At 42.8% G+C, this 25614-nt stretch carries 20 protein-coding genes; 15 read left to right on the forward strand and 5 right to left on the reverse strand.

Features of this window, described 5'->3' with window-relative positions:
• Positions 1-33: 33 nt before the first annotated feature.
• On the reverse strand, positions 34-2976 hold the full coding sequence (gene rne, locus ACJ7Z2_RS00305) for a ribonuclease E (protein WP_409500412.1): 2943 nt from the start codon (positions 2974-2976) through the stop codon (positions 34-36).
• A 450-nt stretch (positions 2977-3426) separates the two neighbouring features.
• Complete coding sequence (locus ACJ7Z2_RS00310; protein WP_409500413.1) at positions 3427-4272, reverse strand: cysteine hydrolase family protein; 846 nt, start codon at positions 4270-4272, stop codon at positions 3427-3429.
• Positions 4273-4398: 126 nt separating this feature from the next.
• Here ACJ7Z2_RS00310 and ACJ7Z2_RS00315 point away from each other — a divergent pair, with 126 nt between their 5' ends.
• Positions 4399-5223: a helix-turn-helix domain-containing protein gene (locus tag ACJ7Z2_RS00315; protein WP_409500414.1), complete on the forward strand. Its 825-nt coding sequence runs from the start codon at positions 4399-4401 to the stop codon at positions 5221-5223.
• An 84-nt stretch (positions 5224-5307) separates the two neighbouring features.
• Here the strand turns inward: ACJ7Z2_RS00315 and ubiD are convergent, their stop codons facing one another.
• Positions 5308-6771 carry a 4-hydroxy-3-polyprenylbenzoate decarboxylase gene (ubiD, locus tag ACJ7Z2_RS00320; protein ID WP_409500415.1) on the reverse strand — a complete coding sequence of 488 codons (1464 nt, stop codon included), beginning with the start codon at positions 6769-6771 and terminating at the stop codon, positions 5308-5310.
• 131 nt (positions 6772-6902) lie between these two features.
• Between ubiD and znuA the strand changes: the two genes are divergently transcribed.
• Positions 6903-7886, forward strand: coding sequence for a zinc ABC transporter substrate-binding protein ZnuA (gene znuA / locus ACJ7Z2_RS00325; RefSeq protein WP_409500416.1), 984 nt, complete (start codon positions 6903-6905; stop codon positions 7884-7886).
• Positions 7887-7932: 46 nt separating this feature from the next.
• Here znuA and ACJ7Z2_RS00330 read toward each other — a convergent pair whose 3' ends face one another.
• Both ACJ7Z2_RS00330 and ACJ7Z2_RS00335 read right to left on the reverse strand, forming a co-directional pair.
• Positions 7933-8436 (reverse strand): hypothetical protein, encoded by a 504-nt coding sequence (locus ACJ7Z2_RS00330; protein ID WP_409500417.1) that lies wholly within the window; start codon positions 8434-8436, stop codon positions 7933-7935.
• A 71-nt stretch (positions 8437-8507) separates the two neighbouring features.
• Complete coding sequence (locus ACJ7Z2_RS00335; protein WP_409500418.1) at positions 8508-8828, reverse strand: zinc ribbon domain-containing protein YjdM; 321 nt, start codon at positions 8826-8828, stop codon at positions 8508-8510.
• Positions 8829-8968: 140 nt separating this feature from the next.
• On the opposite strand from ACJ7Z2_RS00335, the gene rnr reads away from it, so the two are divergent.
• From rnr to murC, 13 genes are all read left to right on the forward strand, one after another.
• Positions 8969-11332: a ribonuclease R gene (gene rnr, locus ACJ7Z2_RS00340; RefSeq protein ID WP_409500419.1), complete on the forward strand. Its 2364-nt coding sequence runs from the start codon at positions 8969-8971 to the stop codon at positions 11330-11332.
• A gap of 3 nt (positions 11333-11335) precedes the next feature.
• Positions 11336-11602, forward strand: coding sequence for a hypothetical protein (locus ACJ7Z2_RS00345; protein ID WP_409500420.1), 267 nt, complete (start codon positions 11336-11338; stop codon positions 11600-11602).
• Positions 11603-11824: 222 nt separating this feature from the next.
• Positions 11825-12283 carry a division/cell wall cluster transcriptional repressor MraZ gene (gene mraZ, locus ACJ7Z2_RS00350; protein ID WP_409500421.1) on the forward strand — a complete coding sequence of 153 codons (459 nt, stop codon included), beginning with the start codon at positions 11825-11827 and terminating at the stop codon, positions 12281-12283.
• A 15-nt stretch (positions 12284-12298) separates the two neighbouring features.
• The gene (gene rsmH / locus ACJ7Z2_RS00355; RefSeq protein WP_409500422.1) at positions 12299-13237 is read left to right on the forward strand and encodes a 16S rRNA (cytosine(1402)-N(4))-methyltransferase RsmH; all 939 of its coding nucleotides are present in this window, start codon (positions 12299-12301) and stop codon (positions 13235-13237) included.
• 18 nt (positions 13238-13255) lie between these two features.
• Complete coding sequence (gene ftsL / locus ACJ7Z2_RS00360) at positions 13256-13567, forward strand: cell division protein FtsL (RefSeq protein ID WP_006249737.1); 312 nt, start codon at positions 13256-13258, stop codon at positions 13565-13567.
• Between the two features lie 3 nt (positions 13568-13570).
• Entirely contained in the window at positions 13571-15631 is a 2061-nt protein-coding gene (locus tag ACJ7Z2_RS00365; protein ID WP_409500423.1) for a penicillin-binding transpeptidase domain-containing protein, read from the forward strand.
• An 8-nt stretch (positions 15632-15639) separates the two neighbouring features.
• Positions 15640-17130 (forward strand): UDP-N-acetylmuramoyl-L-alanyl-D-glutamate--2,6-diaminopimelate ligase, encoded by a 1491-nt coding sequence (murE, locus tag ACJ7Z2_RS00370; RefSeq protein ID WP_409500424.1) that lies wholly within the window; start codon positions 15640-15642, stop codon positions 17128-17130.
• 546 nt (positions 17131-17676) lie between these two features.
• Positions 17677-19071, forward strand: coding sequence for a UDP-N-acetylmuramoyl-tripeptide--D-alanyl-D-alanine ligase (gene murF, locus ACJ7Z2_RS00375; protein WP_409500425.1), 1395 nt, complete (start codon positions 17677-17679; stop codon positions 19069-19071).
• A gap of 20 nt (positions 19072-19091) precedes the next feature.
• Positions 19092-20174: a phospho-N-acetylmuramoyl-pentapeptide-transferase gene (mraY, locus tag ACJ7Z2_RS00380; RefSeq protein WP_126301076.1), complete on the forward strand. Its 1083-nt coding sequence runs from the start codon at positions 19092-19094 to the stop codon at positions 20172-20174.
• A gap of 276 nt (positions 20175-20450) precedes the next feature.
• The gene (murD, locus tag ACJ7Z2_RS00385; protein ID WP_409500426.1) at positions 20451-21752 is read left to right on the forward strand and encodes a UDP-N-acetylmuramoyl-L-alanine--D-glutamate ligase; all 1302 of its coding nucleotides are present in this window, start codon (positions 20451-20453) and stop codon (positions 21750-21752) included.
• Positions 21752-22930 (forward strand): putative lipid II flippase FtsW, encoded by a 1179-nt coding sequence (gene ftsW / locus ACJ7Z2_RS00390; protein ID WP_126301078.1) that lies wholly within the window; start codon positions 21752-21754, stop codon positions 22928-22930. The genes murD and ftsW overlap by 1 nt, the downstream gene beginning before the upstream one ends.
• 120 nt (positions 22931-23050) lie before the next feature.
• On the forward strand, positions 23051-24106 hold the full coding sequence (gene murG, locus ACJ7Z2_RS00395; protein WP_409500427.1) for an undecaprenyldiphospho-muramoylpentapeptide beta-N-acetylglucosaminyltransferase: 1056 nt from the start codon (positions 23051-23053) through the stop codon (positions 24104-24106).
• Between the two features lie 76 nt (positions 24107-24182).
• A complete protein-coding gene (gene murC, locus ACJ7Z2_RS00400; RefSeq protein ID WP_409500428.1) occupies positions 24183-25610 on the forward strand; it encodes a UDP-N-acetylmuramate--L-alanine ligase in 1428 nt (475 codons plus the stop codon).
• Positions 25611-25614: the final 4 nt, after the last annotated feature.

Consider the following 25614-nt stretch of genomic DNA (forward strand, 5'->3'; position numbering starts at 1 on the left):
TAACTAATAGGCATTTAAACCAATTAATTGTACTTAACCATTGGTTGAACGAGGCGCTGACTGCACTTGGCTCACTGCGCTGGTATATCCGCCAAACCCTTTGCCATAGAAATAGTATTTAGAGTTTTGCCATTGGCTAATTTCGACTACTTCAAGCTTGTCACTTGGTGCAGAAGCAATCGTCATAGCGGCTTGGGTATGCTCAACACGAGAGAATGTACCTAATCTGCCGTTAAATCGATAATCGCTTTCGTAAGCTGATTTTGGCACTTCAATCGGGTGAGTAACATCTTCCACAATCGCTGGTGCAACTGTTGCTTGTGATTGGAATTTACTAACTCGCTCATTTTTCTCTTTAACTAAATCACGTTCAGAATGCTGAGCAACCACACTGCCAAATGGAGCAATATGCTCCTTTACTTCTACTGGTTTTACGTCTTCAGAAGCAACTTTTTCTTCCTTCGGTTTGGAAAGCTGTTCTTGTTTCTCCTTAACCAAATCACGGTTAGTTGGTTGTGCTACAAAACCACCTAGCGGACTAACTGTCTGAAGTTTCTTCTCTTCTGATTTTTTCTCTGTCTCAACAGGCTGATTTTCTTGCTGTTCAAGCATTTGATCAACGGATAAGAATGGTGCTTTTTCCTCTGCTTTAGCAGTAGAGGTAACCTGAACCCAAACTTTACCGCTCGCAAGCTCAGGCGAAGCAACAGCTGAAGTTAGAGGCATAGGAGAAATAACCTGATTGCGTTGATTTTCACGACGACGCTGATTGCCCACACGCAAATGGCGAGGTAAACGGCGTTGGCGGTTATTTTCACGTCCTTCGTTCGTTGTTTCTACCGTAGAGGTTGTTTCAACAGGTACTTCTTGGGTTATAAGCGGTTGAATTTGCTGATTTTTTTGCACATTTTCAACTTGTTTTGCTACCGTTTCCTCAACAGCAGGTGTTAGATTTTCTGCTTCTACTTCTTGTGTTTCGACACGCACTTTTTTACGTAGATCACGGCGTTGGCGGCGTTCGGTTTGAACCTCACGGGAGCTGCTACGACTCTCTTGCTCGGTTACGCCGGAAACTTCTTCCACTACCGCTCGGCGTGCTTTTTTCTCGCTACGCACCGTTTTTTCTTCCGTTGGAGTAGCTTGAGCTTGCACGGTTTTACGCTCTTGGTTTTCCGCTTTGGTATTGCGGTTCGGGCGTTCACGGCGTTGGCGACGATCACGCTGGTTGCGTACTTTCGGCTTCGGTTTTTCTTCCACTTTTTCTTCGCTAAACCAACCTTTAATGGTCGCAATTAAGCGGCTTAATAGTGATGGTTTTGGTGGTTCGGTAGGTGTTGGCGAAGGTTGGAGATTCAGCTCCGAGCTTTGTAACACAGACTCTACCGTAATCACCGGCTCGTTACGGGTGACTAACACATCTTCTTGATGGTGATGATGTGGGTGTTCTTCCTCACTACGAGCTTCATAATGCTTGGTTAAATCGTAGCTTAACGTTGGGGTAATTTCATTTTCACGCAGGCGATATACGCTGAAATGCGGCGTTTCCATACTTTCAGACGGTACTACGACAATTTGTACATCGTGGCGTTTTTCAATGCTGGAAATCGCTTTACGTTTTTCGTTGAGTAAGTAGCTGGCGATTTGCACCGGCACAATGGTGTGAACCTGTGCTGTGTTTTCTTTGATTGCCTCTTCTTCTAATAAACGTAAAATCGACAGTGCGATTGATTCATTATCACGTACTTTACCTGTTCCCTGACAGCGAGGGCAGATATGTGATGAAGCCTCACTTAATGATGGGCTTAAACGCTGACGGCTCATTTCTAACAAACCGAAACGGGAAATACGGGCAAATTGGATTCTCGCACGGTCTTGGCGTGTCGCTTCACGAATACGGTTTTCCACTTCACGTTGGTGGCGAACCGGCGTCATATCAATAAAGTCGATCACAATCAAACCGCCTAAGTCACGTAAACGTAACTGACGGGCAATTTCATCAGCCGCTTCTAAGTTGGTGTTAAGAGCGGTTTCTTCAATATCGCCGCCACGGGTTGAACGTGAGGAGTTAATATCAATTGCTGTTAATGCTTCTGTGACATCAATAACGATAGAGCCACCGGAAGGTAAACGCACTTCACGTTGGAATGCCGATTCGATTTGCGATTCAATTTGATAATGACTAAATAGCGGTACTTCGCCTTCGTATAATTTCACACGGTTGATGAAATCCGGGCGAACAAGGCGAATGTGGTTTTTGGCTTTCTCGAACACTTTTTTGTTGTCGATTAAGATTTCGCCAATATCACGGCGTAGATAGTCACGAATTGCACGCACAATCACGTCACTTTCTTGGTGAATTAAGAACGGAGCAGGGCGAGATTCCGCCGCCTTTTTAATTGCTTCCCAGTGGTGTAACAAGACTTTTAAGTCCCATTGTAACTCTTCCGGTGATTTACCCACACCGGCGGTACGCACGATTAAGCCGACATCTTCCGGCACATCTAAGCAGTCTAATGCCTCTTTGAGTTCTAAACGCTCATCGCCTTCAATACGGCGGGAAATACCACCGGCACGAGGGTTGTTCGGCATTAAAACTAAGTAACTACCCGCAAGCGAAATAAAGGTGGTTAAGGCTGCTCCTTTGTTACCACGCTCTTCTTTGCTGACTTGAACAATCACTTCTTGCCCTTCTTGAATAATATCTTTGATATTCGGGCGACCGTTAAACACATAGTCTGACGGGAAGTATTCTCGGGAAATTTCTTTTAAAGGTAGGAAGCCGTGGCGTTCTGCACCGTAATCCACGAATGCAGCTTCAAGGCTTGGTTCGACACGGGTAATTTTACCCTTGTAGATATTGGATTTTTTCTGTTCGTGACCCGGGCTTTCGATGTCCAAGTCAAATAAGCGTTGCCCATCAACGAGGGCAACACGCAACTCTTCTTTTTGAGTTGCATTGATTAACATTCTTTTCATTGTGTTTTCTCATTATTTTGTTTTTTCTTACACGGTCATTTTGACCATTAATAAGGGAATGGTTTTAGTGTCTATCTCACGACTGTCTTCATTCCCGATAGTGTATTGATGGTTGTCTTACGTTTACTTTGTCTTGTCTTAAAGAAACTGCAAAATCAATTACTTAAGGCTTGTTTATCTCTATTACAAGCGGTTATTTTTGCTTTATTTTTTGCAATTTTCTATTGCTTTTTCAAGCCAAAAATAACGAGCCATTATCGCATTTTAACCCTGAAAAAGGCAAGGTAATTGTTGTATGGTAGCTGTTATTTGTGGAGATGAATATAATGAAAATGAATGGGTGATAAGGAAAAATAATGAGATTTAGTGTGAGTGCTGGAGATAAGCGTGAAATCCAAGCGGTTAAATTTGCAAAAAAAGAGCTAAATTTAACCGCTTGTAAAGCGAATATTATGCTTTTGCCATCATTTTTTTCACTGCTTCTTCAGTGGTCCAGAGGTCATTTGCGATAATACGGTAGTTGGTTAATGCTGCAAGGTAGCCGTCACCTTCAGGAATACGAGGCCCTGCGGTTGCATCTTTCACCACTGTTACTTCAAAACCTTGTTCGATTAATTCACGCAAGTGTGAATCAATACATAAGTTGGCGGCCATACCGGCTAAAATCACTTGGTCGATTTTACGTTTGCGTAATTGCAACACTAAGTCATTGGTTTCTGGGCCAAAAACTTTATGTGGTGAAGCAATTACTGTTTTGCCATCAAAAATGTATGGTTTGTACTCAGGCATAAAGTCCGCACCTGAATTTTCAAAGCCTTCCATGGTGTATTGACCTTTTCTCGCAAACATTCCGCTGTCGTGCATAAAGTGTTCGCCCGGTGAACCAAATTCCCATTTGTGATCGGTAGGGTAGTAATAGTGTGGCGAAACAAAGGTTGGCATATCCACTGCTTTTGCTGCTTTAAATAAACTTTCAATGTTAGCTACAGTGTTGTTTTCTTTGATTGAGTCACCTAACACACCCCACATCACACCTTTCGGGCTTAGGAAGTCAATTTGTGGATCAACTACCACTAATGCCACACGTTTTGGATCAATGGTCATTCCATGGCGTTTTAAACCATATTGCTCCGGCTCAGCATAAGGTGATTTTTCTGTGCCGGCTTGTTTTGCATTTGCTGTTGATGCAATACCTAATGCACCTAATACACTGGCTGCCATTGCAATACGAGAGCCGTGGTTAAGGGCTTGACGGCGTTCTTGGTTGATTTCTTCAAATTGTTCTTGTGACATCATTTTATCCTCATTAATAGATATACAAATTGTAACGATAACTTGCGTTACCGAACGGTTTGCTATTATAGTGACTCTCTTCCGCTTGTTTTAACCGTTCGTCTCAATTGTTTACCCAAGGAGCTTAATGTGGATAGTTTGACTCATCTTTTTAGCCAATTTCAGTTTCGTACGGATTTATTTCATCTAGGTCAGTTGTGCCAAATTGGGACTTTTAATGAAGAGAATAAAGGCTATTTACATTTTGTTCGCCAAGGACGTTTTATTTTAAATCAGGCTGCTGAACGCCCGATTACGATTGAACGCCCAGCGATTATTTTTTCACCGACCAATATTTTGCACAGTTTGCACCCGTTAGATGATAGTGGGTTAGATATCTTCTGCATTAATTTTGATTTTGGCAAAGGGATTCGCAACCCATTAACGCATACCTTGCACAATATTGTGATCTTAGAGTTGGCACAGTATCCGGAATTGGGGGTATTAGCCGATCAAATTTTTAGTGAAGTCAATCAGAAAGGGTGTGGTTATCAGGCAATGATCCACCATTTATGTGCCTATTTTACCTTGAAGGTTGCCCGCCAATGTTTAGAAAAAGGGTACATTCAAACAGGTTTGTTAAAAGGCTTGGCAGATAAGCAACTGGGGAAAGTGCTGTTAGCTATTCATAATGCACCGGAGCGAGATTGGAATGTAGAGGAGTTAGCAAATATGGCATTAATGTCTCGCTCACGCTTTGCGGCTTATTTTAAACAAACGATGGGGGTTTCGCCGATGGATTATCTCACTAACTGGCGATTAGCGGTTGCCCAACATTTATTACAAAAAGGTATGTCGGTGGCATTGGTGGCAGAGCAGGTCGGCTATAGCCACAATGCTGCACTCAGCCGTGTTTTTATGCGGGAATTAGGGGTTTCACCTACCGAATGGTTAGCTCAAAATAAAGAATCGTAACCTGATTGGCAACAAAAAGCAGAATGGTAAAAAGATCAAAAAATTTAACCGCTTGTTATGTTGCACAAGCGGTTAAATGTTGTCTTAGATGCCAAGAGAATCCCAAATTTCATCAATGCGTTTCACCACATTGTCATCTTTTTTGATTGGCGTTCCCCACTCTCTTGAGGTTTCACCCACCCATTTATTGGTGGCATCAATCCCCATTTTCGAGCCAAGCCCTGCAATCGGTGAGGCAAAATCAAGATAATCAATCGGGGTATTTTCGATTAGCGTTGTATCTCGTGCAGGATCGCAACGGGTGGTGATTGCCCAAATCACGTCTTTCCAATCTCGAGCGTTCACATCGTCATCGCACACAATCACAAACTTAGTGTACATAAATTGACGCAGGAACGACCAAACCCCCATCATCACCCGTTTGGCGTGTCCGGCATATTGTTTTTTCATCGTCACCACCGCTAAACGGTAAGAACAGCCTTCAGGTGGCAAGTAGAAATCGACAATTTCCGGAAATTGTTTCTGCAAAATCGGAATAAAGACTTCATTTAACGCCTCGCCTAACACTGCCGGTTCATCAGGTGGTCTGCCGGTGTAGGTGGAGTGATAAATCGCATCTTTTCGCATCGTAATATGGGTAACGGTAAATACCGGAAAATACTCTTGCTCGTTGTAGTAGCCGGTGTGGTCGCCATAAGGGCCTTCCAAAGCAGTTTCTTCAAGGTCGATATAGCCCTCGAGTACGATTTCGCTACTTGCCGGCACTTCTAACTCGTTAGAAACAGATTTAACCACTTCGGTTTTATGCCCTCGCAACAGCCCGGCAAACGCATATTCTGAAAGTGTATCCGGCACAGGGGTGACTGCTGCTAAAATAGTGGCCGGATCGGCACCAATCGCAACCGATACCGGAAACGGTTTACCCGGGTTTTCGGCTTTCCACTCTTGGAAGTCTAACGCACCGCCTCGGTGAGAAAGCCAACGCATAATCAGTTTATTTTTGCCGATAAGTTGCTGACGATAGATGCCTAAATTCTGGCGTTTTTTGTAAGGCCCTTGCGTAATGGTCAGCCCCCAAGTGACCAGCGGAGCGACATCGCCCGGCCAGCAGTGCATAATCGGTAATTTATAGAGATCAACCTCATCACCCGAAATCACCACTTGCTGACAATCTGCTTTGCTCAGTACCTTAGGCGGCATATTTAAAATTTGCTTCCATTGTGGCAGTTGCCCGATCAAATCTTTAAACCCTTTCGGTGGCTCAGGCTCTTTTAAAAAGGCGAGTAACTTACCCAGCTCACGCAGTGCTTTGGTATCTTCTTGCCCCATTCCCAGAGCTACCCGTTTGGGTGTGCCGAATAAATTACACAACACCGGCATTTGATAGCCTTTCGGGTTTTCAAACAGTAATGCCGGCCCGCCTTTGCGTAAAGTGCGGTCGGCAATTTCGGTCATTTCTAAATAAGGATCGATTTCTTGCTGAATGCGGACTAATTCGCCTTGAGTCTCAAGAAAATCAAGAAATTCACGGAGGTTTTTATACTTCATAGCGGTCATATTTTTCGATTTTTTTGCAAGTATATAGAAAAACGCAGATGAAAAATACCCATAAAAAATTTATAGAATTTTTATTTGATTTTGTTAGAATAGTCCAACTTGACTATATAAAAGGAGATATTATGTTTAAGAAAACTTTACTCAGCCTTGCCGTTTTAGGGGCAGGCGTTGCCCAAGCCGATGTGCTAACCAGTGTTAAACCGCTAGGCTTTATTGCTAGTGCCATTACCGAAGGGGTAACTGAAACTAAAGTATTATTACCGGTAACCGCTTCTCCGCACGATTACAGCTTAAAACCTTCAGATGTTACTCAATTACAATCTGCTCAATTAGTGGTTTGGGTTGGTGACGGCTTAGAAGGCTTTTTAGAGAAAAGCATTGAAAAGTTACCGAAAGAAAAAGTGTTGACGCTTGAAGATGTTGATGCGATTGATGAAATTGTTGAGAAAGCAAGCAAAAAAGAACACAAAGACGATGATCACGATCATAAACATAAAGATGAACACGCCCATAAACATGAGCATAAGCACGAACACAAGCATGAGCATAAACACGAAGGGCATGACCACGATCATCACGGGCATAGCCATGATGAAGATTGGCATATCTGGTTCTCAGCTGAAGCAAGTGAGCTAGCAGCAGAGCAAATTGCGGCACGTTTAAGCGAACAAATGCCGGAACAAAAAGCGAAAATTGCGGAAAACCTTGCAAAATTTAAAGCAAATTTAACCGCTAAAAAAGCAGACATTGCGAAGCAATTAGAGCCGGTAAAAGCCAAAGGTTACTACACATTCCACGATGCTTATAGCTATTTTGAAAGAGAGTATGGTTTAAATTCATTGGGTTCATTTACCATTAACCCAACCGTTGCACCGGGTGCGAAAACCATTGCTTCTATCAAGAAAAATATTGAAAAGCACAAAGCACAATGTTTATTTGCCGAGCCTCAATTCACGCCAAAAGTGATTGAAACCTTAGCAAAAGAAACTAAAGTAAATGTTGGCCAGTTAGACCCACTGGGTGCAAAAGTTCAGTTAAGTGCGACCGCTTACCCTGAATTTTTACAGTCGATGGCAGATGAATTTAGCCAATGCTTATCTAAGTAAGCGAGTAAAAACCCCGTTTAATGGCTAAACGGGGTTTTATTTTTAATTACTGCTTAACGATAATTTTTTTACCGTTGGTAAAATCAATTTGTTTGGCAACAGTCAAGTGTCCGACCGGTGTTTCAAGCTTACCAAATACCGCTTTTGCATTTTCCGGTAATTTATCAAAAGGTAAAATCACCGTAATGTTTTCTTTCTTTTTCGCTGAAATGGCTTTCTCAAGTTGTGTTTGAACTTCTTGGAAGAAGAACGCTTGGTCGTTAAGCGTAAATGCAGATATCCAATTTACGTTCTTAATTTTACTTTTACCTACATTGCTAACTTCATAGGTTAATACCACTACATTTTGCTCATTTTGTACGGCGTTTGCTCTTTGTATTAATTGAATTCTTACATTTTGGTTAAATGCGGCTAAATTTGGATCTTCTTTCGCTTTTTGGGTTGTTGCTTGAGGTGTTGCAGCTTTATTATTGGTATTTTCAGCCGCTTGAACATTCAATGCCAGTAGCGAGATGACCGGAAGTGTGAATAACATTTTCTTGATAGACATAATATTCCCTCTTTAGGTTAATTTGCAAAATTTTGAGTAAATTCGACCGCTTGTAACGGGCTAGATTCGGTTTAGGCTTTTTTCAAAAATTCTGATTTCAGCATAATTTTACCGCAATCAACATTATGATCACCGTTAACTAAGCGGATTCCTTTAAATTTTGTGCCTTTTTTCAGCACTTCAGAAGAGCCTTTTAATTTTAAATCTTTGATTAATAATACATCGTCCCCGTCAGATAATAAATTGCCATTACTGTCTTTTACAATCAGCACATCATCATCTTGAGCCGCTTCTTCGCCCGTCCACTCATACGCACAATCCGGGCAAACAAATTGAATCGAGTCGTGGTAAGTATTTTCGCTTTTACATTCAGGGCAAGTTGGGTAAGTCATTTTAACTCCTCAAATCAAATAAAAAGTTAATTATATAACGGAATCAAGCAAAACGCTAAGCGGTCATATTTTGTTGATTTTTTACTAATCAAGCTAAAAGTCAGTTAGAATAGCCTTAATTACACAAAAAGGAGGATACTATGATAGTCGATCCGAATTATCAGCAAGAATTAGAAAAATACGAAAATCCGGTACCAAGCCGAGAGTTTATTTTAAATACAATTCGTGAACATAACGCCCCAATGAGCCGTGATGAATTATTGTCGGCTTTTCATATTGACGATGAAGAAAGAATAGAAGGCATTCGCCGCCGTCTGCGTGCGATGGAAAATGACGGTGAATTGGTATTCACCAAAGGCAAACGCTATGCGTTGCCGGAAAAGATGGATTTAATCAAAGGCACGGTTATCGGCCATCGTGACGGTTACGGTTTTTTGCAAGTGGAAGGACACGAAAAAGGGGCGACTAAAAGCGAAGATTGGTTTATTCCCAACGCCCAAATGGTAAAGGTAATGCATGGTGACTTTGTGCTGGCACAACCAAACGGCACAGACCGCAGAGGTCGGAAAGAAGTTCGCATTGTGCGAGTGTTGGAAGCCCGTAAGAAACAGATTGTCGGGCGTTTTTTCCTTGAAAGTGGCATCGGCTTTGTTGTGCCTGATGACAGCCGCATTAACCAAGATATTCTCATTCCCGATGAACACCGTATGGGGACGAGAATGGGGCAAGTTGTGGTGGTGGAATTACAGGAAAGAAAAGCGAGTTTTAGCCGCCCGGTGGGAATTATCACTGAAATTCTAGGCGATAATTTAGCGCCGGGAATGGAAATTGAAATTGCCCTACGCAATCACGATATTCCGCACATTTGGCCGGAAGGGGTAGAAAAACAAATCCGCCAATTTAGCAGCGAAGAAGTGCCGGAAGAAGCTAAGCAAGGGCGGGTGGATTTGCGAGATCTGCCACTGATTACCATTGACGGCGAAGATGCCCGAGATTTCGATGATGCCGTATTTGCCAAAAAAGAGGGCAACGGCTGGCGGTTATGGGTAGCGATTGCCGATGTGAGTTATTATGTTCGCCCGAAAACTGCACTGGATTTGGAAGCCCTAAATCGTGGTAACTCGGTCTATTTCCCGAATCGGGTTGTGCCAATGTTGCCGGAAGTGCTTTCCAATGGCTTGTGTTCACTCAATCCACAGGTTGACAGGCTCTGCTTGGTGGCGGAAATGTCGGTTTCCAGCAAAGGGGAATTACAAGATTATCAATTCTACGAAGCGGTAATGAACTCCCACGCCCGTTTAACTTACACTAAAGTGTGGAAAATCTTGGAAGGTGATGAAGCTTTGCGTGAACGCTATGCTCCATTAGTGCCACATATCGAAGAACTCTATGCGATGTTCCAAACTTTAATGAAAGCCCGCCATAAACGAGGGGCGATTGAATTTGAAACCATTGAAAATCAATTTATTTTCAACCCACAAGGGCGAATTGAGCGAATTGAGCCGTTAATCCGCAACGATGCGCATAAATTGATTGAAGAGTGTATGATCTTAGCCAATATTGCTGCCGCTCGTTTTGTGGAAAAAGCGAACGAACCGGCGTTATATCGGATTCATGACAAGCCTAGCGAAGAAAAATTGCTTAGTTTCAAATCCTTTGTGCGTGAGTGCGGCTTGACGTGGGACGTAGGACTCGATCCACAGCCTAAGGATTATGGTGTACTACTGGAGCAAATTGCCGAACGTGCCGATAAAGAGTTAATTCAAACAATGTTGCTTCGCTCGTTGAAACAAGCGGTGTATGCGGCGGACAATATCGGGCATTTCGGCTTGGCATTAACCGAGTATGCTCACTTTACCTCGCCGATTCGCCGTTACCCAGATTTGCTGTTACACCGTGCAATTAAATATCTGATTGAAAAAGGCAAAGGCAACACTCGCCACTATACCGATGGCGGTGGTTATCACTACAAGGTAGATGATATGGACGAATTTGGCGACAAATGTTCTGCCACCGAACGCCGAGCCGATGAGGCAACCCGAGAAGTGGCAGATTGGCTGAAATGCGAATTTATGCAGGATCATCTTGGCGAAGAGTTCGATGGCGTGATTTCGAGTGTTACCGGCTTTGGCTTATTTGTGAAACTTAATGAGCTTTTAATTGACGGATTGGTTCATATTTCAACGCTGGATAACGATTATTACCACTATGATGCTGACCGACAACGTTTAGTTGGCGGTAGCGGGATCATTTATCGTTTAGGCGATGCAGTTAGAGTAAAAGTAATCAATGTGAATTTAGACGAGAAAAAAATTGATTTTGAGTTGCTCACCGGTAATAAGAAAACCGGCAAAACCGCCAAGAAAAAAGCAAAAGCGACAGAGGCTCCGGTTTTTAAAGAGCCTAAAACGGTGAAAAAAGCGAAAAAAGTCGCTGAGAAAAAGCCGGCAAAATCTGCAAAAAAACGGACAAAAACGACCGCTAGTAAGTCTCGGAAGAAGTAACAAATGGATTACAAAAAACAGATTTTATTCAGCATTTTATTTGCTTTGGTCATCGCCACTATCAGTTATTTTGTGTTCAGCTATATTCCGTTTGACTGTAGCGATCTGAGCAAACTTAACGATTCACAACGTTTAGAGTGCCGCACTGCGGAAGTATTGGGCGTTTACTACTGGCTACCGCACACTACCACGCTATTTTTCGGCTCGGTGCTACTGTATTGGGCAGGTTATGCTGTGATTTCGCTGGTAAAAGCCATTATTAAACGTTAACAAGCGGTCAGATTTTCGCAAAAATTTGCAAATTCGCTCACACCCCATCTGCAATTATCAAGGTCTATCACGAAAATGATAGACCTTTGTTTTGTAAAGAAACTAAAACTCCTTGATAGATCTACAACTAACCTATAAAATTCCGTCAATTAAGTGGGAAAAAGTGGTGAATAGTGGAACTTTTCCTTAAATTTAACCTCATTTAACTAGGGCAATAACCAAATGTTTCGTGGTGCAAGTTCAATCAGCATTGATAGCAAAGGGCGGATCGCCATTCCGACCCGTTATCGTGCCGAACTTTTGGAAAAGCATCACGGAGTATTAGTTTGCACCGTAGATATCCGCCAGCCTTGTTTATTGCTTTACCCGCTTCACGAATGGGAAGTGGTAGAGCAAAAATTATTGGCTCTGTCTAATTTTGATCCGGTTCAACGTCGTATTCAGCGGGTAATGCAAGGCTTTGCCACCGAATGCGAAATGGATTCGGCAGGACGAATACTGCTTAGCCCTGCACTTCGCCAACATGCACAATTAGAACAACAGATTATGCTGGTTGGGCAATTAAATAAATTTGAGATTTGGCAAGATAAACAATGGCAAGCACAAATTGCCGAAGATCTTGCTTTTGGCAGTTCGGCAGAAATTTTAGACTGCGAAGCATTGAAAAACCTATCTCTCTAGTAATTGGAAATTGAGATGAGCGAGAACCCAAAACATATTACAGTATTATTGCACGAGGCGGTTGATGGTTTGGCTATTAAACCAAACGGCATTTATATTGACGGCACTTTCGGGCGTGGAGGGCATTCTCGCTTGATTTTATCCAAACTAGGTGAAAGTGGACGCTTAATCGCAACTGATCGTGACCCACGAGCGATAGCCGAAGCCCAAACGATCAGTGACCCTCGTTTTCAAATTGAACATACGGCATTTTCTGCTATTCCGGAAATTTGTGAACGAATGGGGCTGGTTGGGAAAATTGACGGTATTTTATTGGATTTAGGTGTGTCTTCGCCTCAACTTGATGAGGCCGAGCGTGGCTTTAGTTTTATGCGTGACGGGCCGCTTGATATGCGAATGGATACTACCAAAGGTTTATCGGCAGCCGAGTGGCTTGCCCAAGTTTCGGTGGAAGATTTAGCTTGGGTATTGAAAGAATTTGGCGAAGAGCGTTTTGCCAAACGGATTGCACAAGCGGTCGTTTCTTATAATAAATCTGCAACTGAAAAAATCAGCCGCACTTTACAGCTTGCTCAAATTATTGCAGATAGCGTGCCGTTTAAAGATAAGCACAAACACCCGGCAACTCGTTCGTTCCAAGCTATTCGCATTTTTATTAATAGTGAATTGGACGAGCTGGAAAAAGCACTCAATTCTGCACTTACAGTATTATCTCCACAAGGACGTTTGTCGATTATCAGTTTCCATTCTCTTGAAGACCGAATGGTGAAACAGTTTATGCGTAAACACAGTAAAGGTATGGAAGTACCGCGTGGTTTACCGATTTTAGAAGCGGAGCTAACCAAAAACATTCCGCTGAAAACCATTGGCAAAGCGATTATGCCGAGCGAAGCCGAAATTGAAGCAAATGCCCGCTCACGCAGTGCGGTATTGCGGATTGCCGAAAAACGCTAACAGTAAATAGGGAAGAATATGTCGAACGAACGTTATCCGTTACATCAAATCATCATTGATGATATTTTTAGCCATAACAAAGTGGCTCTTTTATTGTTGATTGGTGTAGTGATTTCAGCAGTGGCTACGATTTGGATAACCCACCAGACTCGTTTATCGGTGAGCGAACAAGGGCAACTGATTCAAGCAAACCAAAAGTTGGAAAGCCAATATACTAATCTGCAATTAGAAGAAAACAGCAGAAGCAGTCGGGCAAGAGTTGATGCCGCCGCTAAATCGTTCGGATTACAGCCGATTAAAAAAGAGCAAGAAATTATTTTAGTTGAATAAAAAATGGTTAAATCAGTTAAATTAAAACGTAAGCAAGAAGCCCCTGTCGCAAAAGCAGAGCCTCAACAAGCAGAAGGTAAAAAAACACCGAGTTTTTTACCTACTCGCTTTAGAGTGGTTGTGTTTTTTATGCTATTAATGGTTGGTGGCTTACTAGCACAAACCGCCTATATTCAGCTTTTTGACTCTGAAAGATTAATTAAAGAGGCTAATAACCGCTCACTTCGTACTAAAGAACTCCAATTTACCCGTGGACGTATTTTAGATCGTAACGGGCGTTTTCTCTCTATTAGTGTGCCAATGTACTCATTAACACTTGACCCGAGAGAATACTTTGATACTAAGCTGCGTCGTTCTAACGAAAGCTGGCGTGCCTTAGCGATTGAAATGGAAACATCAAAAGGTAAAATTGAGGCAAACGTTAATAAATTTATTGAAAAGAAAAATTTTTCAAAAGAAAAAGTAGATTTTGATCCACGTTCTATTTTAAATACTAAAAGCGAAGGCTATTGGACTCAGCTTGCCCAAGTTACAGGCTTGGATTACAACAGTTTAGTAGAAAAAGTACGGAATAACCCTAGTTCGGCTTTTTTACGTTTAGATAACGAAAATTTAGTAAGAGAACGCCAGAAATTCCAAGCATTAAGCAAAGAAATCGGCCGTTCCTATAATGACATAATGGACGAGCTTTATAGCAAAAACCGCCAGCGATTCCTTTATTTATCTCGTCATCAATCTGAAGCTATTAGCGAATATGCAAAAGAACTAGATATTGATGCATTAGTGATTAAAGTCGAATCACGCCGTTTTTACCCGCTGGCAGAGGAATCTTCACAGTTGATCGGCTTTACTGACAAAGATGATATGCACGGTTCAGAAGGGCTGGAGCGTAGTTTTGATTCCTTACTGATCGGCAAAAACGGTAAACAAATTATCCGAAAAGATGCCAAAGGCAACATTGTGGAAAATATCCGTTCGGAGAAACAGTACGATCCGCAAGATGTTATGCTAAGCATTGATGAAGAATTGCAGTCTATGGTGTACGGTGAAATCAAAAAAGCGGTACAGGAAAATAATGCGGAATCAGGTACTGCAGTTTTGGTTGATGTGCAAACCGGCGAAATTTTGGCAATGGCAAATGCCCCATCATTCAACCCAAATAAGCGGGATAGCTTTAAGCCCGAATTAATGCGTAACCGTGCGATTACCGATACCTTTGAACCGGGTTCAACGGTGAAACCTTTTACGGTATTAACTGCATTACAAAATGGGGTAACTTATCGTGATGAGGTAATCAGTACACGCCCTTTTGTTGTCAATGGACATACAATTAAAGACGTTGCACCAAGAGATAGCCTGACGCTTACTGGCATCTTACAAAAATCCAGTAATATCGGGGTAAGTAAATTAGCCTTAAGAATGCCTGCCAATGCGTTAGTAGATACTTATACTAAAGTCGGCTTTGGTAAAGATACCGGCTTAGGCTTAGGCGAACAGCGAGGAACAAACGGTGATCGTAAACGCTGGGCAGACATTGAACGGGCGACCCTTTCCTATGGATACGGTTTAAATGTTACGCCACTTCAGCTTGCTCGTGCTTATGCGACTTTAGGAAGTTTTGGGCTATATCGTCCGCTTTCAATTACCAAAGTCGATCCGCCGGTGATTGGCGAACGGGTTCTACCGGAAAAAACCACCCGAGACGTAGTGCATATGATGGAAAGCGTTGCAGCTAAAGGCGAAGGCGGACACCGTGCAGCGGTAGACGGCTACCGTGTAGCCATCAAAACCGGTACAGCACGCAAATTAGAAAAAGGCAAATATGTTGAAAAATACATTGCTTATACCGCAGGGCTTGCCCCGGCAAGCGATCCCCGCTTTGCATTAGTGGTATTAATCAACGAACCTAAAGCAGGCAACTACTATGGTGGCTTTGTTTCTGCACCATTGTTCTCACGTATTATGGGTTACACGTTAAAACAACGTAATATTAAGCCGGATAACTTAACTGAAAATACCCAAAGTGCCGTGCGTGAAATTAAATTAGAACGCCCTATCAATTAAGGTTAGCTATGAAACGTTTACTCCCTTTTCTGACAGAACTTGATGCTTGGGTGGAAGAACTCACCGAGCTAAAACAAATGACACTTGACAGCCGACAAGTAAAGCCCGGCGATCTTTTTGTTGCCTTGAAAGGGCATCAAGTAGATGGCAGAAAATTTATTCCGAATGCGATAGAACAAGGGGCTGCAATTATTTTGGCTGAGGCTGATGAAGATCAACCGGAAATTGAGCTTGATCCGAAATTTGCAAAATTTAATCTAGATCGTACCGCTTGTTGCAAGGTTGTTTCAGTACCGAATTTGCCAAAATTGCTATCTGAAATTGCAGGGGCTTTTTACCATAACCCGTCACACAAGCTGACTTTAGCAGGCATTACCGGTACGAACGGTAAAACGACTACCGCTCAATTATTGGCACAATGGCATAATTTATTGGGTGGAAAATCGGCAGTTATGGGTACTATCGGCAACGGTTTGTACGGACAAGTGCAAGAAGCGGTAAATACCACCGGCTCCGCCATTGAAATTCAGCGTAATCTTGCCAACTTTGTTGAACTTGGAGCGGATTTTTGTGCGATGGAAGTCAGCTCTCACGGTTTGGCTCAATTTAGAGCGGAAGCCTTAGATTTTGATTTGGCGATCTTTACGAATTTAAGCCGAGATCATCTCGATTACCACAACACGATGGAAGAGTATGCCCAAGCCAAATTCCGTCTCTTCAACGAATTAAGCACTAAAGCTCAGGTGATTAACGCCGATGATGAAATCGGGCGTGAATGGCTGACACAATTACCGAATGCGGTTGCAGTAAGTACTGCTCCAGAGTTTGATAGCAATCATCGCTTTGTCAAAGCCACGGCAGTGAAATTTACCCTACAAGGAGCAAGCATTGCGTTTGAATCAAGCTGGGGCAATGGCGAGCTACACAGCCGTTTAATTGGGGCTTTCAATGTAAATAATCTGCTTACCGCCTTTGCCGGACTTTTAGCTCTTGGCTTTGATATTCAAGAACTAGTTAAAACCGCCCCGAATTTAGTTGGCGTAGCAGGCAGAATGGAATGTATCACCGCTCCAAATAAACCAATGGTGATTGTGGACTATGCTCACACCCCGGATGCTCTCGAAAAAGCCCTACAAGCGGCTCGTTTACATTGCGAAGGCGAACTTTGGTGCATTTTCGGCTGTGGCGGCGACCGTGACGCCGGCAAACGCCCATTAATGGCAACGATTGCGGAGAAATTAGCCGATAAAGTGATTGCTACAGACGACAACCCTCGCACCGAAGATAATCAAAGGATTATGGCGGATATTGTTAAAGGCTTTAGTAAACCACAACAAATTATCCACAACCGTGAAGAGGCAATCAAAACCGCCATTGAGCAAGCTAAAGCCACAGATGTGATTTTAATCGCCGGCAAAGGACACGAAGATTATCAGATTATTGGCACAGAGAAGTTACATTTTTCGGATCAGGAAACAGCAAGGAAATATCTATTTTAATGTTACTTTCTTTGCTTCGCCAAAGAAAGTAACCAAAGAAAGGCGACCCTACTTCACCGCTGTCTTCGCTTGGTTTGAATTTGCTTAACGAAAAAATTCCAAACTCGCAGCTTTGCTGCTCAAACAAGGAATTTTTCCTACAAATTCAAAGTCGATCAGGCGGTTCAGAAGGGAACCCGGCAGAGCATCATTTTGCAAAATTTTTCAAAAAAATCACCGCTTGTATGGTCGGATCGGGTTCCCTTCTGAGTTGCCCGAACGACTTGAAATTTTTAGGAAAATAACCCGAGCGAGAGCGAAGCGAACATCAGGGTTATTTTTCGTTAAGAAAATTTCAACCAAGTGAGGACAAACGCTTTAGCGTTTGAGCGTTGGCTTCGCCAACGACCCCGAAGGGGCGAGCAAGTAAGCTATGCGAACTTGCGAGTAGTGCAACGAAGCAGGGTGTACTTTCTTTTGGTTACTTTTCTTTGCACAAGCAAAGAAAAGTGACAGTGACAAATACAAAATGCTCGTAATTAATTTTATAAAGAAAAAGATAAATCAATGATAAAACTAACCACCCAACAAATCGCTCAAATCCTAAATGCCAAATTGGTCGGCAATGGCGATATTAGCGTTGAAACAACCAGCACCGACACCCGACAAGCGGTCGAAAACGGCTTATTTTTTGCATTAAAGGGCGAGAACTTTGATGCTCATCACTATCTTAAAAATGCCGTTAATCAAGGCTGTGTGGCAGTTGTGGTAGAGCGTGAATGTGAGATTAATGTGCCACAAATTGTAGTAGCAGATACTCGTCTTGCGTTGGGTGAATTAGCGAAATGGTTAAAAGCCAAGCTGAACCCGAAAACCGTGGCGATGACAGGCTCTTCCGGTAAAACAACCGTCAAAGAGATGACGGCAAAAATTCTGCAAAAAATGACCGCTTGTGAACAGGAAGTGCTTTATACTTTTGGTAACTTAAACAATGACTTAGGTGTACCGATGACCTTGCTTCGCTTAACCGAACAGCATAAATATGCGGTGATTGAGTTGGGGGCAAATCATATCGGTGAAATCGCTTATACCACTGCTATCGCTCAGCCTGATGCCTGTTTGGTGAATAATGTAGCTGCGGCACATTTAGAAGGTTTTGGTTCATTAGAAGGTGTAGCTCAAGCCAAAGGCGAAATTTATCGTGGTCTGAAAGAGAATGGCAAAGCGATTGTCAATTTAGCGTTTTATTATCCGCAATGGCAGAAAGAGATTGGCTCACGAGAAATGCAATCTTTCTCTTATATCGATTCAGATTCGGATTCTTACGCTGATTACTGGGCGGAAGATGTCGAGCTACATTTAAGCGGTTCACGCTTTACGCTACATACCCCACAAGGTGAAATTACCATTGATCTGCCTTATTTGGGCAAACATAACGTGAGCAATGCCTTAGCGGCAACTTCATTGGCGATGTCTGTCGGGGCAACGCTAGAGGCAGTCAAAGCAGGGCTTGAGCAACGTTCAATGGTAAAAGGGCGTTTGTATCCGGTGCAAATTAATGACCACTGCTTATTTATTGATGACACCTACAATGCCAATGTAGATTCAATGAAATCGGCGATTTCTGTTTTGGAAAATTATCCAGCTTACCGTATTTTTGCAGTGGGCGATATGGCGGAATTGGGCGAAGAAAGTGGCAAATGCCACCAAGAAGTAGCTGATTTTGCCCAAAATGCAGCGTTAGATTTAATAGTGAGTTTCGGTAAAGAGAGTGCGGTAATCAGCCAACAGGCAGCACATCATTTTACCGATAAACAGCAAATGGTTGATTTCCTACTGCCGATTATTTTGCAAAAAATCGAACAAAAACAACCGCTTGTATTATTAGCAAAAGGCTCTCGTAGCCAGAAAATGGAAACGCTGATTTCCGAATTGTGTAAACCATTTAACCTAAATTTCTAATTATTTTTAAGGACTAAGCAATGTTAGTTTGGCTTGCAGAACTATTGGTTCAATATAACACAGCGTTTAACGTTGTTTCTTATATTACTTTCCGTGCCATTATGGCGTTATTAACTGCAATGGGGATCGGGCTTTGGATCGGGCCGAAAGTGATCCGCCGTTTGCAGATCTTAAAATTTGGTCAGGAAGTGCGTAATGACGGGCCGGAAAGCCATTTCAAAAAACGTGGTACGCCAACAATGGGCGGTGTGATGATTCTCGCAGCAATTGGCGTGAGTGCGTTACTTTGGGCGGATCTGCGTAATTCCTATGTTTGGTTCACACTATTTGTGCTATTTGGCTACGGTGCAGTAGGTTTTGTGGATGATTATCGCAAAATTGCCCGCAAAAATACCGATGGTTTGATTGCTCGTTGGAAATATTTTTGGTTATCTGCCATTGCATTAGTGGCGGTGTTTGGTATGTATGCAGTGGGGAAAGATACCGCAGCAACTCAATTAGTGGTGCCGTTTTTTAAAGACGTGATGCCACAGCTTGGTTTATTTTACATTGTGTTAGCCTATTTCGTGATTGTCGGCACCAGTAATGCAGTAAACCTAACGGACGGCTTAGACGGGCTTGCGATTGTGCCAACTATTATGGTCGCATCTGCCTTTGCGTTAATTGCGTGGGCAACCGGTAACTTTAACTTTGCACAATATTTACATATTCCTTTTATTCCAAATGCCGGCGAATTGGTAATTTTATGTACCGCCATTGTGGGAGCAGGTTTAGGGTTCTTATGGTATAACACTTACCCTGCACAGGTGTTTATGGGCGATGTTGGCTCACTTTCGCTCGGCGGTGCATTAGGTGTGATTGCAGTATTGGTTCGCCAAGAATTATTATTGGTGGTAATGGGTGGAGTGTTTGTAGTTGAAGCTCTCTCGGTGATTTTACAAGTGGGTTCATACAAATTACGCCAAAAACGTATTTTCCGAATGGCACCAATTCACCACCATTTTGAACTCAAAGGCTGGCCTGAACCACGCGTTATCGTGCGTTTCTGGATTATCACGCTAATGCTGGTGTTAGTCGGCTTAGTAACATTGAAATTACGTTAATTGATTGAATAAGGTGCATTTAGATAATGTGCCTTATGTTATTTTTAAATTACAGAAGAAATGAATGGGATAGAAGAGCGGGTTCCCTTCTGAGTTGCCCGAACGATTTGAAATTTTTAGGAAAATAACCCGAAAGAGAGCGAAGCGAACATCAGGGTTATTTTTCGTTAAGAAAATTTCAACCAAGTGAGGCTGGCAACGAAGCAGGATGTGCTTTCTTTTGGTTCTTTTCTTTGCACAAGCAAAGAAAAGTGACATAAATTTAGAGAATAAAGTATGCAAAAACAATACGAAAACAAAACCGTTACTATTATCGGCTTAGGCACAACAGGGTTATCTTGTGTGGATTTCTTTAAGAAAAAAAATGCCAATATCCAAGTGATTGACACCCGAGCAAACCCTACCGGAGCGGATAAATTAGACGCAACGATTCCGTTGCATACTGGTGGGCTAAATAGTGAATGGTTGCTGAAATCTGATCTTATTGTAATTAGCCCGGGCTTAGCCGTTGCGACACCTGAAATTCAGCAAGCTATTCAAGCAGGTGTTGAAGTGGTCGGTGATGTTGAACTGTTTTGTCGTGAGGCAAAAGCCCCGATTATTGCGATCACCGGTTCAAACGGCAAAAGTACCGTAACGACTTTAACCACCGAAATGGCAAAGCAAGCGGGGATTAAAGTGGGAATGGGCGGTAACATCGGTGTGCCGGTATTAAGTTTGCTGGAAGGGGATTATGAACTTTTTGTGCTTGAGTTATCCAGTTTCCAGCTTGAGACCACTTATTCACTGAAAGCAAAAGCTGCTACCATTTTAAATATCAGTGAAGATCATATGGATCGTTATGATTCGATTGCCGACTACCGCCAAGCTAAATTGCGGATTTACGATAATGCGGAAAATATCATCGTAAACGGTGAAGATGCTCAAACTTACCCGATACAAGCGGTCAAAAAAATGATTCGTTTTGCAGAACAAAATGCGGAATATAGCCTACGCAACCAAATGCTTTATTCAGGTGATGATGCGATTATCCAGACCAAACAGATGCTGATTAGCGGTCGTCATAATGAAATGAATGCGTTAGCTGCAATGGCACTGGCAGAGGCGGCGAATGTTCCGCGTGAAGGTATTGTGAAAGCTCTGCAAATTTATGGCGGTTTGCCACACCGTTTCCAAGCAGTGGCAACTAACGATGGTGTACGTTGGGTAAATGATTCCAAAGCCACCAATGTGGGCAGCACAGTTGCAGCTCTAAACGGCTTGAATGTTGCCGGTACACTTTATTTACTTTTAGGTGGAGACGGCAAGGCTGCTGATTTTTCCGAACTCAAACCATTAATTAATAAGCCAAATATTGTCTGCTATTGTTTCGGGCAAGATGGAGCGGCATTGGCAGAATTAAGTGAACAAAGTGTGTTGGTTGAAACGATGCAAAAAGCGGTTGAAGCAATCCGCTCACAACTGAAAAAAGGCGATATGGTACTGCTTTCTCCGGCTTGTGCCAGTTTAGATCAGTTTAAAAATTTTGAGCAACGTGGTGAGATATTTATGGCATTAGCACAAGGACAGCACGCATAATGTTAGAAAGAATTAAGTCGGAATGGGATAAATGGGTCAGATTAACCCCTTCTAATTCACTTTATGATAGAACTCTGATTTGGTTGTTTTTAGGCCTGCTGATTATTGGTTTTGTGATGGTAACATCTGCTTCACTCCCAGTTAGCACAAGGTTGAATAACGATCCATTTTATTTTGCGATTCGAGATGGGCTGTATATTATTGCTTCAATTATCTTTTGTTATGTTTTTGTACAAATCCCAATTGAAAAATGGGAAAAGCATAACTTGGCACTGTTTTTTATTTCAATCGGTTTTTTAATCGCCGTACTCATTTTTGGTCGCTCAATTAATGGTGCAGTGCGTTGGATTCCGTTGGGTATTCTCAACTTTCAGCCGGCAGAATTAGCGAAATTGGCGGTAATTTGCTATTTTGCCAGTTTCTATGTGCGCAAATATGATGAAATTCGTAAGGAAAAAGCCAGTTTCTGGCGACCGGCAGTGATTTTATTCTTATTCGGCTTCTTGCTGATTTTGCAGCCGGATTTAGGCAGTACCTTTGTGTTATTTGTCCTTACTTTCTCAATGTTGTTTATTGTAGGGGCGAAAATTATGCAATTTATGTTCTTAGGTGTTGTTGGAGCGGTGCTATTTGCTGTACTTATTTTAACCTCTGAATACCGTTTAAAACGTGTTACCTCCTTTATGGATCCGTTTGCTGATGCTTATGGAGATGGATTCCAATTATCTAATTCTCAAATGGCATTTGGACAAGGTGAATTTTGGGGGCAAGGCTTAGGTAATTCGGTACAAAAGCTAGAATATTTACCTGAAGCCCATACTGACTTTGTAATGGCGGTTATTGGTGAAGAATTTGGTTTCTTTGGTATTGCTTGCATCGTACTTTTACTTATTCTATTAACGGTGAGAGCCTTAAAAATCAGTAAAGAATCTTTGGTGTTGGAAGAGCGTTTTAAAGGCTATATGGCATTTGGGATTGCGATTTGGGTGTTCCTACAAGGCTTCGTAAACTTAGGAGTAGCATCAGGTTTGCTGCCAACTAAGGGTTTAACCTTCCCATTAGTGAGTTATGGCGGTTCGAGTTTGGTAATTATGTCGATTGCGATTGCGGTCTTGCTTCGAATTGACCACGAAAACCGTGCCGAGCGAATCGGGCACGCAAAAATTAAAACCATCTAGCCGAGCGGTCTGCAACGTTACAATTTGCAAATTTTTACAAAAATGAGACCGCTTGTATTAGCTGGAAAGCATAAAAATTCAGTAAAATAACACCTTTGTTGAGATGAAAAAGAGTTAAATATGACAAAAAAATTATTAGTGATGGCAGGCGGAACTGGCGGTCACGTTTTCCCTGCAATCGCAGTGGCTCGAGAATTACAAAAACAAGGCTGGCAAATTCGCTGGCTAGGAACGAAAGACCGAATGGAGGCTATCCTTGTGCCGAAACACGGCATTGAGATTGATTTTATTGAAATCTCAGGCTTGCGGGGCAAAGGCGTTGCTGCATTATTGAAAGCGCCGTTTGCTATTTTTAAAGCGGTGATGCAGGCCCGTAAAATTATTAAAAATTATCAGCCTGATGCGGTGTTGGGAATGGGCGGTTATGTGTCCGGCCCGGGTGGCATTGCCGCTAAATTATGTGGCGTACCGGTGATTTTACACGAGCAAAACGCCGTTGCCGGCTTAACCAATGTGTGGCTATCTAAAATTGCCCGTAAAGTGCTACAGGCTTTCCCGACTGCTTTTAAAGAGGCTGAAGTGGTAGGTAATCCTGTGCGTGAAGATTTATCTGCTCTTCCGTTACCGAATGAACGTTTCGCCGAACGAGGCTACCCGATTAACATTTTAGTAATGGGTGGCAGCCAAGGGGCAAGAGTGATTAACCAAACCGTGCCTGAAGTGGCAAAAGTGTTAGGAAATAATGTATTTATCAGCCATCAAGTCGGTAAAGGTAATTTAGCCGGTATCGAAGAAGTCTATCAACAAACCGGCAATGGGATTGCTTCCGAGTTTATTGATGATATGAAAGCGGCCTATGAGTGGGCGGATTTGGTGATTTGCCGCTCCGGTGCATTAACGGTGTGTGAAATTGCCGCCGTAGGCTTGCCGGCTGTGTTTGTGCCGTTCCAACATAAAGACAGACAACAATTTTTAAACGCTCACTATTTGGCGGAAGATGGTGCTGCGGTGATTATTGAGCAAAGTGATTTTACGCCAGAGGCTTTACTAAAAACGTTAGAGCCGTTAATTGCTAATCGCCAACTCTTATTGGATATGGCGATGCGAGCCAGAGCAAAATCCACCCCAACGGCAGCAAAACGAGTGGCGGAAGTGATTATTCAAGAAGCGAATTAACTTACTACAAGCGGTCATTTTTGGTAAAAATTTTGCAAAATTTAACCGCTTGCGAATAGATAGAAAAGGACAATAGATGAAAAATTTCCAAGATAAAGTCAAAAAATTAGTGCCTGAAATGCGTCGTGTCAGCCAAATCCATTTTATCGGGATTGGCGGAGCCGGTATGAGCGGTATTGCGGAAGTGTTATTAAATGAGGGATACCAAATTTCAGGCTCGGATATTGCAGACGGTGCGGTTACACAGCGTTTATCTTCAGCCGGGGCAAAAGTCTTTATCGGACACCAAGCAGAAAATATTGCAGGAGCGAGTGTGGTGGTGGTTTCTACTGCGATTGATGAAACTAACCCTGAAATTATTGCGGCTCGTGAAGCAAGAATCCCGGTGATTCGCCGAGCGGAAATGCTTGCCGAGATTATGCGTTTTCGCCACGGCATTGCGATTGCCGGCACACACGGTAAAACCACTACAACCGCAATGATTTCAATGATCTACACCGAAGCAAAATTAGATCCGACTTTCGTGAATGGTGGTTTGGTCAAATCTGCCGGCAAAAACGCCCATTTGGGGGCAAGTCGTTATTTAATTGCCGAAGCCGATGAAAGTGATGCTTCTTTCTTACACTTGCAGCCAATGGTGTCGGTAGTAACCAACATTGAGCCTGACCATATGGATACCTATGGCGGCGATTTCGAGAAAATGAAAGAGACTTACGTGCGATTTTTGCGTAACTTACCTTTCTACGGCTTAGCGGTAATGTGTGCCGATGATGAAACGGTCATGGAAATTGCCCCACGTGTCGGCAGACAAGTGATTACCTATGGTTTTAGCGAAAATGCGGATTACCGAATTGAAGATTATCAGCAAACAGGCTTCCAAGGACATTACACCGTAGTTTGCCCAAGTGGTGAGCGAATTGATGTACTGTTGAACGTGCCGGGTATGCACAATGCCTTAAATGCAACCGCTGCGTTAGCGGTGGCAAAAGAAGAAGGGATTGGTAATGAGGCGATTCTAGCTGCCCTAGCTGATTTCCAAGGGGCAGGACGCCGTTTTGACCAATTAGGTTCATTCATTCGCCCGAATGGCAAAATTATGTTAGTTGATGACTACGGTCACCACCCAACAGAGGTTGATGTAACCATTCAAGCCGCTCGTTCAGGCTGGGAGGGCAAACGTGTGGTGATGATTTTCCAACCGCACCGCTATTCGCGTACCCGTGATTTATTCGATGAATTTGTGCAAGTGCTGTCTAAAGTCGATGCCCTGATTTTATTAGATGTGTACGCTGCCGGCGAAGCACCGATTGTGGGAGCCGACAGTAAAGCCTTAGCCCGTTCAATCCGTAATTTAGGTAAGGTCGATCCGATTTTGGTTTCAGATACCGATCAACTTGGCGAGGTATTAGATCAAATTATTCAAGACGGTGATTTAATTTTGGCACAAGGTGCGGGCAGTGTAAGCCGCATTTCTCGTGGCTTGGCTGAGAGCTGGAAAAATTAAATAC

The organism is Mannheimia glucosida (assembly GCF_046267875.1).
GTDB lineage: Bacteria > Pseudomonadota > Gammaproteobacteria > Enterobacterales > Pasteurellaceae > Mannheimia > Mannheimia glucosida.